The organism is Corallococcus exercitus (assembly GCF_003611585.1).
Taxonomy (GTDB): Bacteria; Myxococcota; Myxococcia; order Myxococcales; family Myxococcaceae; genus Corallococcus; species Corallococcus exercitus.
The window spans coordinates 1-12271 of the sequence record NZ_RAVW01000296.1; the positions used below are offsets into that span (position 1 = coordinate 1).

3 protein-coding genes are annotated in these 12271 nt (G+C 73.6%); all 3 read right to left on the minus strand.

What is annotated here, in order from left to right:
* The coding region (locus tag D7W79_RS29245; protein WP_147442112.1) for a right-handed parallel beta-helix repeat-containing protein at positions 1-7058 on the minus strand (7058 nt) is incomplete at its 3' end.
* Positions 7055-10696 carry a phage tail protein gene (locus tag D7W79_RS29250; protein ID WP_120528670.1) on the minus strand — a complete coding sequence of 1214 codons (3642 nt, stop codon included), beginning with the start codon at positions 10694-10696 and terminating at the stop codon, positions 7055-7057. The genes D7W79_RS29245 and D7W79_RS29250, both read right to left, overlap by 4 nt.
* 229 nt (positions 10697-10925) lie before the next feature.
* A partial coding sequence (locus D7W79_RS43885; RefSeq protein WP_208729869.1) for a baseplate J/gp47 family protein occupies positions 10926-12271 on the minus strand: 1346 nt, incomplete at its 5' end.

A 12271-nucleotide genomic window follows, 5' to 3' on the forward strand; every position in this document is an offset into this window, starting at 1 on the left:
GGCTCGGGAGGCGGGGGCTGGGTGACGAGCTCCGCGAGCAGCGTGGAGAAGGCGTCGCTCGCCACGTCGCGGCGGCGCTGGAGGCCGCCCAGCAGCAGCTCCTGGTCCAGGGGCACGCCCAGGGTGGAGCCGCCGCCCACGGGAATCTGGAGCGTCAGCTTGTCGGCGGGCATCGTCCACGGGGGGCGCAGCACCGGGCGCGGCGGCGTCACCGTCTCCGCGCCCAACACCACGTTGCCGGTGAACGTCACCGGCGCCTTCTCCACGCGCAGGACGACGACGTTGACCGCGTCCAGGCACTGGCACCGGTTGCCGCTGAAGACAGTGGAGTCCGCGCGGCGCAGGTACACCGCGCCCACGCCGCCCTCGCTGCGCAGCTCGTTGCCGGACACGGCGGCGGAGATGACCGCGCCGCCGTTGCCCAACAGCAGCAGCGCCGGCCCCCGCGCGGTGATGTCGTTGCCCTCCACCTGCACGCCCCGCTTCGCCTTCACGATGGGACGCGGGACGATGGGGATGGGCTTGACGAGGAAGTCCACCAGCGCGGACCTCGCCAGCGCGGCCGTGGCCGACAGGTAGCGCGTGGCCGCCGTGCTGGCGCTCGGCGAGGGCACGAAGTCCGGCGCGGTCACGGTGAGCGCGCGGTGGAGCACCGGCCCCTTCGCGAACTGCTGCTTCAAGGAGCCAATCTGGACCAGGTCCTCCACGCGAGGCACCGCCGCGAGCGTGGCCACTGACGACGGCGGCGGATTCACCGCCACGGCGCGCCCCTCCGTGGCGGGCTTGGGCACCGGGTCCGTGGCGAGGAAGGGCACGCGCGACAGCTTCACCACCAGGTCCGGGGGAAGCGTGTCGGTGACGACGAGGACGCCCGCGCCGCCGCCTCCGCTGCCCGCGTGGCGCACGGTGTTACCGCGCACCACCGTCTCCCCTCGCCAGTCGATGGCCACCTCGTGCAGCAGCGCTTGCGACAGGGAGTTGCCGCTCTCCAGGAAGACGTTGCCCTTCACCACCAGCTCGCCGGAGCCCACGAGGGTGGCGACCGCCTGGCCCAGGCCCGGCTCGCCGGCGGTGGGCAGCCCCGCGCACGCGAAGAGGTGGTTGCCGGAGACGACCGTCACGGACAGGTCCGGCCGCAATCGCAGGCCCGCCACCGCGCACCCCTCCAGCCGGTTGCCCTCCACGTCCAGCAGCGAGCCCGGGTCGGTGGGCGCCTCCGTCAGCAGGTGCCCCGCCGCGCCCAGGGCGGTGATGCCGGTGACGGTGTCGCGCACGGTGTTGTTCGCCAGGCGCACGCGGCCCTGCACGCCCGACACGAAGAGACCGTCCGCGGGCGACGGGAAGGTGTCGAAGACGGGGTCCCCGATGTCGCCGGGGTCCGGGGCCTCGCCGCGCGCGAGCTGCTCCAGCGCCTTGCGCAGCACGGCCAGGATGGGCTCCAGCTCCGTCATGGCGGTGATGACGGCGACGAGCGACGCGGAGACCTTGTCCGCGCGCTGGCGCAGGTACTCCTTGAGCCGTGCCACGCGCGACGCGTCGTCCTCCGCGGGGTCCAGGGCCTGCTCGACGGCGCGCAGCAGCACCGCGGCCGTCTGCAGCTCCGCCGTCACCGCGCTGGACTTCGCGACGGCCTCCTCCGCGAGGTTGGTGGGCTCGTCCACCAGCAGGTGCAGCGCCTGGAGCGCGGCGGCGCTGTTGGTGCCGCTGTCGGTGTCGAGCGCGTCGACCGCCTCGCTCACGCGCTTGAGCGCGAGGATGCGGAGCTTTCCCTGCACGCCCGCGATGTCCAGCACGCGCTCGTACTGGGTGAGGTAGAGCTGGAGCGAACCGGAGAGCACCGGGCCCGCGGCCAGCCCACGCATCGCCAGCACCAGCGCGCCCAGGGCGGAGACCCAGCGCTCCAGCGGCTCCGCCTTCACCGGCACGGGCGAAGGCGGCATGGGCAGCACCGGGAGCACGTCCAGCGTCGTCACTCGGATGCGGTCCAGGAGCCCCCGAGCGATGGCCACCTGCTCCAGGCGGCTCTGCGGCTGGGCGATGGCGGCGAGCACCGCCTGGTGCGCCTGGAGCGAGAGCGTGGACAGCTCCGCGTCGCCGCTCACCAATTCGCCCAGCTGTCCCACCGCGGTGCCGAACGCGCGCAGCTGCTTCTCCACCGTGTCGTCGGACTCGGTGACGAGGCCCGCCGCCTGCCGGTCCAGGTTGGTGGCGTACAGGCCGATGGTGGCCGTGCGCCCCTGCGCCGCGATGCGCGCCCCGTCCTCTGGCGCGACGTCCGTCGGGGGCAGCTGGCCGGTGGTGAAGTCCAGCACCTGCTTGAGCGTGGCGCGCATGCGGTCCACCACCGGCTGCAGCTGGCCGCCGGTGCGCTCCACGTCGCGGTAGTCCGCCTCCACCTGAGAGGCCAGCGCGGGGTGGAGCTCCTGGAGCTGATCCGACAGCGCCTCCTTGGACAGGCGCAGCTGCACGAGCACGTCCGTGTTGTCCTTCGCGCCCCTGGCGCCGGGCTGGAGCGGAAGCTGCTGCAACGCGGCCTGGGCGAAGGTGCCGATGATGGTCTTCTTGGGGCCCACCGCCTGACCGATGACGGGCTGTCGCGCGCGCTGCGCCTGCGCCTCGCGCAGCTGGGCCACCTGGCTCAAGGCCCCCGCCATCGTCACCAGGGCGGTCAGGTCGTCCGGTCCGCCCTGCACCCGGCCCAGGGCAGCGAGGAAGGCGTCCTTGACGGTGGAGGGCAGGCCCTGCACCAGCGAGTCGAAGGCGCCCTTGAGGCGGTCCGCCGTCTTCAGCACGGCGTCCTTGCCGGACACAGTGGCCAGGTCGAACTGGGCCACGGTGTCCCACGCCGACTGGGACACGTCGTCCGGAGCGGTGAAGCTGCACGCACGCGCCAGCGACGAGCGCACCGCGTGCGACGTCTTCGTGTGGTCGTTGAAGCCCTGGGCGGAGCGCATCTCCGCCACCTCGCGCACCAGCGTGTCGATGACGTTGGCGGGCGTGGTCCCGAGGTCCTCCAGCTCCCGCGCCAGGGTGTCCAGCGGCCCGTACAGCCCCCGGCCAATCTTCTGGCGGCCGTCCTCGTTGGCTCCCGTGTACTGCAACACGGTGGCGTACATGCCCACCACGGCGCCGTGCACGTCGGCGCGCTCCGGGCGGACGGTGGCGCTGGTGACACTGAGTTGCTGGAGCACCAGGGTGATGGGGGGCAGCTTCACCGGCCCCACCACCGGCGGTGGCTGCGCCTTCGTCACCGGCGCGTGCACGCCGTCCACCTCGTTGCCCTCCACGGTGATGCCGGAGCCGGACACGACGGCGATGCCCGCCGCGCGCACCTCCGCGTCCGGGAGGCCGGGGGCGCCGTAGGCGTCGGTCCGGCCTATCTGGAGCAGCCGGTTGCCTCGGACCTGCGCCTCGTCCACGCCCGCGAGCACCACCGCGCCCCGGAGCGTCAGCCGCTCCAGCCAGCGCAGCGCTGCGTCCAGGGGCGCGCGCACGCGGGGCGTGGCGTTGGCGAGCAGCGCCTCCACCAGCGGCCGGGGCCGGGCCCGCGCGTCCGCGCTCAGCGTGCCCTCCAGGCCCGGGTCCAACCGGGACAGCGCCAGCGTGTTGTCCGTCTGCGACGGCACGTCCGCGAGCGCCACCTGTTCGAAGCGGTTCTCCTCCACGCGCAGGCGCCCCACCGCGCCGCCAGTGCCCCAGGTGCGCACCGCCGCGTCGCCCAGCGCGCGCACCACGTTGCCCCGGATGCGCACGTCGAACACCGGGTGCGGACCGCCCAGCAGGATGCCGATGCCCGGCGTGGACTCGCCGTCGCCTTCGATGCGGTTGTCCACCACCTCCACGTCCGCGGCGGGGCGGCCGTTGGACGCACCGTCATCCAGGCCGTCGCCCACGACGATGCCGGCCACCACGCCCAGCACCGACGCGGCGGGCACGGCCGGAAGGGAGATCCAGCAGTCGCGCACGCGCAGCGCCCGGCCCGACAGCTGGATGCCCACCTGGAACAGGCCGTCCGACGCGGCGTTGCGGATCTCGTTGCCCGCGACGTCCACGCCGTCGCCAGCGACCTGGATGCCCACGGCCGCGGAGCCCAGGATTTGATTCTCCTCCACCACCACGCGGTCCACCGGCCCCGCCTGTCCCCCTTCCGCCAGGTCCTGCACGAGGATGCCCACGTGGAAGCCCTGGATGCGGTTGCCGCGCACCTCCACGCCGGCCAGCCGCCCGTCCGCCACGTGGATGCCCGTGGTCGCCTCTCCCAGCGGCTGGAGCCGGTTGTTCGTGATGGCCAGCGCGTCGACGAAGAGGCCCGCGCGCGGAAAGGCCGCGAGGAAGCGCTCCGCGAGGTACGGGGCATACGGCGCCACCGCGATGCCCGTCGCCGCGCCGACGCGGTTCTCGTCGATGACGATGCGCTCGCAGGTGCCCGTCACCAGCACGCCCGTCGCCTCCGAGCCGGCCTGGTTCGCCTGGATGTGGCAGCGGCGCAGCGTCACGCCGCTGGAGTCCGCAAGCGTCACCACGCCGTGCGGCAGCGTCGCCAGCGCGTCGAGCAACGGCTTCGCCTCCGGCACGTCCTCCAGCGGCTGGCCCGGGTGCAGCCGCTGCAGCTTGCGCAGTTGCACCAGCGTGGCCACCACGGAGCCCGCCGCGCGGCCCTGCCCGGGGACGATGGCCTTGATGCGGTCAGCGACCACGTCCACGAAGTCGGCCTCGGCGGACGGGTGCTTTACGTCGTCCTCCTCCAGCACGCGGTCGTCGTCCACTTCCACCAACGGCACGAAGCGCCGGCCGTCCGTCGTGGCCACGCTCGTCTTCACGGCCTTGACGACGGGTTGCAGGCCGCCGCCAATCACCACGTCCTCGAAGGGGGCCTCCACCAGCTTGAAGTCCTCGATGCGCACGTCCCCATCCAGGCCGCAGCGGTCCACGAAGAAGGCGCCTCCGGAGCCCTGGGTGCGCAGCTCGGTTGCCTCGCCGTCGCCCAGCAGGTGCACGGAGGACAGGTTGCGCAGGAGCACCGGGTGCTCCAGCTTGTAGCGGCCGGAGCGCACGAAGATGGAGCCGCCCTGCCCGCCCATCCGGTCCACGGCCGCCTGGAGCGCCTCGTCCCCGGTGATGCCTTCGAGCAGGTCCTGGTCCACGTCGCCGAAGCTGCGCACGCCGTCGCCCACCACCACCGTGAAGACGCCGGGGCCCACGACGCGCTCGGAGAGCTCCATCAGCCGGTCGCGCACCTGGGCGAGCGGCAGGTAGCGCGGGCGCAGATCCTCGAAGGTGCGCACGGCTCCGCCCGTCACGCGCGCCAGCGGCACGCAGTGGTGCACCGGGCCGTGCACGGGCGCGTCCGTGAGCTGCTCCACCTCGCCCCGGGCCGCGCCGTCCGCCGCGCGCACCCGCACGGTGAAGGACCAGTACTCCGTCGCGCGCCCTTCCGTGTTGGCGAAGGCCAGCGTGATGCCGTCGTCGAAGCGGTAGCGCACGTTCGGCACCAGCAGGTCGCCGCCATCCCACCGGCGCACCATCGCGCCCTGGTCGGGGCTGAAGGCGCGGCCCAGCGTGCCTCCCACCGGCAGCGACACGGGGTCCGTGGTGAGCACGGCGCTCGCGTCCGCCAGCTCCAGCTTGCCCGTGTCCGCCTGCACTCCTCGCAACCGCCGCAGCACCGGCAGCGACGGGCCCTCCGGCTGAAGCCGTGTGACGCGGTCTTCGATGACGACGAGGTCGCCCGCGCGCAGCTTCGCGGCGCTCTCGGGGGAGACCTGGAGCGTCATCGCATCCGCCGCCGCGGGCGCGGTGAGCGGCAGCACCGTGGAGCCGTTGTCGCGCGACCACAGCACCACCGGCTGCGCGCCGCCCCGGAAGAACTCCACGCGGAAGTGGAGGTTGTCGGAGCCCACGTAGCCCTCGCCCGTGGACGCGTTCTCCGTGGCGAGGCAGCGGTCGCGGCAGGGGTCCAGCGCCTCCGGCGGGAAGCGGTCCGGCAGCGCGCCCTTCGGGATGTTGGTGGTGAGGCGCGCTCCACTGGTGGGCGTGGGCAGGACTTCCGCGTCGGTGGCGGCCAGGCCCTGGAGCGCGCGCACCTGGGTGACGAGCCGCAGGCGCACGGTGGTGTCCTGGCCGTCCAGCGCGGGCTCCTCCAGGAACGCGTCGTCCAGGTGGGTGGTGGTCTGCTCCCAGCAGTCGAGGAAGAAGAAGTGGTGCCGCGTGCCGTCCGTGGGCAGCGCGGCCAGCGGGGTTGCTTCCGGCAGGTCCGGCTGCGCGGAGTAGCGCAGGTCCTGCTCCAGGAAGATGCGCACGCCGTCGAGCAGCATGCGGCCCGCGCCCGGCAGCGTCCCATCACCGCCCCGGATGACGACGTCCTCGCCCAGCGCCGCGTCATCCACGCGCAGCGCGGTCACCCACGTGCGGGCCACCGGCGGCAGGCCCAGGATGCCCCAGGTCTTCAGCTGCGTGGGATCCACGCCCGCGAACGCGGAGACGGGGAAGCGCACGTCGTTCCATCCGGAGGGGCGCTGGCCCAGGCCGGCGGAGATGATCGTCTCGTTCCCTTCCGTGTCCGCGACCACCACGCGCAGGTCGATGATCTCATCGTCGGTGGGCGGCCGCTCGAAGCGCACGCCGATGACGAGCGCCGACGCGGTGAAGTCCGTGCCGTCGGAGCGCGGCACGGCCGTGAGGTCCAACGGCGTGGGCAGCGTGCGGCGCAGCGCGATGTGGCCCCGGCTTCGCACCACGAAGGGCAGCGTCTCCGCGTCGTAGCGGTCCAGGCGCAGCTCGCGCGGGATGGTGCGTTCGTCGTCAGCGGGCAGCCCCTGCCCCGTCCAGCCGAGCACGTTGCGGATGGGGTCCACGAGGTACGTGTCGACGATGCGGAAGCCATCGTCGGGTGAGCCCTCGGCGACGTCGGCGGAGCGGCGGCGCGCGTCCACGGTGCGCAGCCGCACCTCCTCGTTCCAGTCGGCGTCGAGGCTCATGCGCCCCATCTGCTGGTAGACGCCGGAGAATCGCCGGGCTTCGTCGAAGCGGGACCTGGAGGTGTACGCTTTCACGGTCATGATCGGCTCATCCGATTGAGGTCGTCCTGGCTGCGGTCGGCGTGGAAGGGCGTCACGCCAATGGGCATGCCGTCGTCGGTGCGCGCGGACAGCTCGCGCTCGTGGTCGGAGCGCTCGCCGTGGGCACCGGGGACTCCGCCGCGCTCGGAGGCGTGGAGCGCTTCGGGGCCGTTGTTGTCGCCCAGGACGAGGTAGCCCGGGTCCGTCTGGCGGTTGGATTGGAAGGACACCGTGTGCACCCGCGACTGGTGCGACACCGGAGGCTGTCCGCCGCGCGCGTGGAGGCTGTAGCGCAGCCAGCCCAGGTCCGGCCGGTCCGTGCGCACCTCGCCCGCGAAGGCGCAGGAGGACGCCTCCAGCACGCCCGCCTCCGTGGCGCCCAGCACCGTGCAGTGCCGCAGCCGCACGCGAGCCCCCGCCGCACGGATGGCGACCGCGTCCCGGTCCCCCGCGTCGAAGGTGCAGCCCGCGGCGACGAGGTGCACCCAGGGCGGCAGCTCGATGACGCCCACCATGCAACCGTAGAGGCGCAGCTCCACGTCAGCGGGAGGCAGCGAACGCCGCGCGCTGATGTCCTGGTGCCCACCGCCCGGCATCCACAGGCCCACCTGCCCGGGCGCGCCCAGGTTGCACCAGCGCAGGTCCGCCTGCCCCCGCGCGAGCACCAGCTCCAGCCTTCCCGCGAGCCACAAGCCCGCGAGCCACAAGCCCGTGGCCGCGCTGCCTCCGAAGCCCGGGTAGAGCGCCAGCGAGAGGCCGTGCTCGTCCGCGCCGATGCAGGGGGCCGCGCCCGTGTCCGCGGCGAAGAGGGACAGCCCGCTGTCGAGCCCCTGTGACAGACGCTCCGTCGGCAATCGCGGCGAACCGATGAGGCCCAGCACCGGGGGCGTTCCGGAGTTGAGCCCTTCCGCGACGGTCGCGACGATGGGCCGCTCCTGGCCTCCGGCCGCCAGCACTCCGCCCGCGCGCTCCGGGGAGATCCACGCGGTGACGGGAAGGCCGCTGCCGGAGCGGTCGCCAGGACGGTCCGGAGGGTCGATGAATGGGAGGTCCGGCTCCGCCCAGGCGGCGGGCGGACGGCGGTCCGGTGGGAGCAGCCCCGCGCCCAGCGAGGCGCCGCGCCCTACCCGCGCGGAGACGGTGACGCGGCCCACGGGTGCGTCGTCCTGGAGCACGACGCGGCCCAGGCGCGGATCCACCGCGACGATGCCGGAGGCGTTGCTCGGAGCGAGCGTCGTCCACGGGCCCAGGCTGCGCTGGCGCAGCTTGAACGGCTGACGCTTCAGCCGTCCGGGAATCGAGTAGCGCCGCGCGCCGCCGACCACGGAGGCATCCCGGGAGTGGTACGCGCCACCGGGCCGGGAGTCGAGCGGGAGCGGCTGGCCCTCGCGCGGTTCAATGAACACGGCGCCGTCGTTGGCGACGTTGAAGCGCAGGAGTTCATCCGGCAGCAGGGCCAGCTCCGGAAGGAAGGCCAGGTGTCCGCGTCCGCCCAGTGAGAAGACGACTTCCGACGCGGGCAGCGGCACCGGCTCCACGAGGAGCACGCGGCCGTCGACGTACAGCGCCTCTCCTGGAACCGGAGGGTTCGTGCCCGCGGGCTCCAGTGGTCCCGCGACCCACGCGCCCTCTCCTGCCTTCAGCGTCATCCGGCAGGGACGCGTCGTGTCCGCCCAGACGAGCGCCTCCAGACCCTCAGCGGTCGGTGCCGCCACGAGCAGGCCGGGCAGATTCGCGGTGATGGGCAACGGGGCCAGGGGACGCCAGGCTGGACTCGCGGAGGCCGGGTCGCAGGCCATCACCGGCACGGCCAGCTCGCCCGTCACGGCCTCGCCGCCCAGGAGCACCAGTCCCTGCGGCGTGCTCAGCAGCGTCGCGGCCTTGCGCTCCTGGCGGTTGCGCACCGCATGGGGCCGCCACGGTCCGCCCGCGACCGGCAGCGACCAGAGGTCTCCCGTGGGTGCGCCGCCCAGGTCGCCGCCATGGACGAAGAGCCGGCCACTCCGCACGCACAGGCCAGGCGCCAGGCGCGCGGAGGGCTGACGTGGGCTCGCGGTGTCCAGCCGCGCTCCCGTCGGAGTGGCTGTATCCAGGCCCGTCACCGACCACACGCCCAGCTTTCCCGCCCCATCCGGTGCCACCAGCAGCAGCGCGTCTCCAACGACGGCGAGGGACATGCCCGGACCGTCCGGAGGCAGCGCACCGCCCAGCTCCGCCACCTGCCAGGGCGCACCGTCGGCGCTCGCGTCGAAGCGGGCGAGGCGCAGGCTGCCGTCCGCGAGGTGTTGCTCGATGCGCGCGACCCACGGGGTGCCCGACAGGTCCACGCGGACGGCGTTGCTGCGGGGCGGTCCCTGACGGAGGCCCGCGGCGAGGGTGCGCCACGAGCCGTCCACGTCGCGCAGGCGCGGCTCGCCGCTCACGCGTTCGACGAGGAGCGCCGCCGTGGTGCCACCCAGGAGCTGGTTCGCCTCCGGTGCGACGGTGACGGTGTTCAGCGCGCCCGATGTCAGCTCCGTGGACAGGAGCACCGTGTCCGAGTTCTCACGCGCGGCGAGCAGCGTGAGGCGCCACGTGTCCCCCGGCGAGGGCCGGCCCCGGTCCGCGAACCGGAGCGTGGGGGCAGGCCCGACGGGCGCGGTCGGCAGCGGTCCACGCAGGAGCGGCAGGGCCTCCGGCCCCACCAGCGGAATGCCGTCAACGGAGACGGTGATGGCATCCGCGCGCTCGGCGGCGTCGGCGTCCTCGGCCAGGGCGGTGGGGGTGAGCAGCATCGCCGCCGTGCGCCCCGTGGCGAGCGACGGGGGTGCGGGCTCATGGCGCGCGGTGAGGCCGCCGGTGAGGTCCGGGCGCTCCAGCGGCTTGAGCCACACCAGGGGACCATCGCGGTCCAGCGGATCCACGCGGAAGCCCCGGTAGCCGTTGGGCAGGGTATGCACCGTGGACGGCGTGACTTCCTCCAGCTCCACCGGCGTCAGTCGCGCGGTGCGGATGAGAGCCACGTCCGGACGCGCCCAGCCCAGCAGGTCCAGCGTGCGCGGCGACGCGGCATGGCGGCCGGCATCCGCGCTCCCCAGCCGGCGCAGGGCCTGGTCCAGCGTCTCTCCCGGGGCGATGCCAATGACGGGACCGCGCTCCACGACACCGTCGCGGGGACGCTCGATGCCGGGTGAGCGGCGGGTGAGCGGATCCGCGAGCCCGATGGGATCCCACACCACCGCGCTGCGACCGCGCCAGGGCAGCAGGTCGTTGAGGTCCTGGGTCTCCAGCAGGGAGCGGAAGGACTCATCCACCTCCGCGTCCCAGAGGCTGGTGACGGAGAGCACCTCCTCCAGCGACGCGAGCGTGCCCTTCCGCCTGCGCCACGCCACCGCGCGAGCCACCACCCCGCGCTGCACCCGAGGGTCGTCCGTGAGCAGCCGCGCGCCCATCAACTCCGCGAGCAACGGCAGCGCCTGCGGACCGGCGCGCTCCACGAAGTGGTCATCCCAGAGCTGGTCCACCGCGCGGGAGAACGCGTCCAACTCCATGCCCAGCACGGCGAGCAGCTTGAGGAGCGGCTGGTCCGCGAGCGTGGAGTCCCGCGCCGTGTAGAGGCCCGGGAGCAGTTGAATCAATCGCTGAGAGGGAGGGCTCATGGGAAGCGCACCTCCAAACCTGTCCGACTGTCGGACAGGTTTCCGCAGCCCGGTTGGTGCGGAGGCCCCCTCGGCCCGGGCTCTCCAAACTGGTCCGACTGTCGGACCAATTCGTGCGGTGCGCCGCCGCCGGGGAGTCCCAGCCGGGTTCTCATCTTCTCATCCATGTGGACAGGACCCATGTCCAAGGGCCTGGAGCGGTGGTCGGACAGGCGCGGCGAGGCGTGGCTCATAGGTCCTGGGCCTCCTCGTAGGACAACTCGACGCCGTCGCTTTCGCCGGATGGGGGTGCCCAGGCCAGCAGCTCGCCGGGCGTGGTGGCGATGCGCTCGAAGAGGGCCGGCGGCGTGCCTTCGCGGTGCAGCCGCTGCACCACCACCGAGCGCAGTCCATCAATGCCCGCGAGCGCTCCGTACACGTCCGACAGCTGGAGGTCCTGGCCCAGCTCCACGCGGTCCGGATCCAGCAACCCCAGGTCCCGCTCCGGGTCGCGGTCCACGCCCAGGCGCAGGCGCGTCTCCTGGAGCACCGCAACCGGATCCGCGCCCTTCACCACGCGCAGCAGCACCTTCAACCGCACTTCCACGCGCTGCCGGTTGATCAGGTGCAGCTCCACCCCCGGGGCCACCCGCGCCGCCAGGTGCGCGGTCAGCGCTTCCAGGTCGGACGCGCGCAGGGCCGCACCCTCAGGCCCGGACACCACCACCTTCAAGGAACGGCGGCGCACGGCATCGCGGAACACGTTCGCGCGGTGCACGCCGTCGAATACCAACGTCAGCGCGAGCACGTCCGGCAGCGACACCGCGCGGTCCATCGCACCCACCGTGGCGGGCCCACGCACGCGCGCCAGCGCGGGGGCCTCCGGGTCCGTGCCACCGGCCAGCGGCAGGGGGTTGAAGGTCTTCTCCACGCAGGGATTCGGGGTCGCCATCGCCATCAACCGCAGCGCGGCCCGGTTGCCGCTCGTCCCCCGCCCCACGCGATACCGGACCCGCACCTCCGCGCCCAGGGGCAACGCCGAGCCATGGTCCTCGCCGCCGAAGCGCAGTCGCGCGGCGCCGGCCGGCAGCGGCTCCACCGCGAAGGCCAGCTCATCCGGCGCCGCGTCGAGGAGCGAATCCACCGGATGCCACGCGCGTCCCCCCACCGTCAGGGACACCTCCGGCCGGCGGCCTCCCGCGTGGCTCGCGTCGCGCAGCCACGTCACCGGCCCGTGAAGCAACGGCACCGTGCGCAGGTCCAGCGCGGGCACGGCGACCTCCTCCACCGTCGAGCCCTCACTGACGAGCGTGTTGTTGCCCAGCAGCACCACCCGGTCCAACGCGTACGCGCGCGACAGCGGCGGCTGGAACGTCACCTGCGTCATCGGCGTGCGCTGACCCGGCGGAACCTCCATGCGCACGCGCAGCACTCGCAGCGCTTCGCGGTAGAGCCGCTCGGTGCCCTTCACGCCGCCGGGGCCCAGGCGTTCCACGTCCTCGGCCAGCACCAGCCAGTCCCCCGGACGCACCGGAGGCTCCTGCGACGACAGCCCGGACGCATCCGTCAGCGCCAGCAGGTAGACCGTGTCCGTAC

What these genes read in the sequence shown, in the direction of transcription:
- D7W79_RS29250 (WP_120528670.1), bottom strand. Translation starts at nt 10,696, where the DNA reads ATGAGCCCTCCCTCTCAGCGATTGATTCAACTGCTCCCGGGCCTCTAC.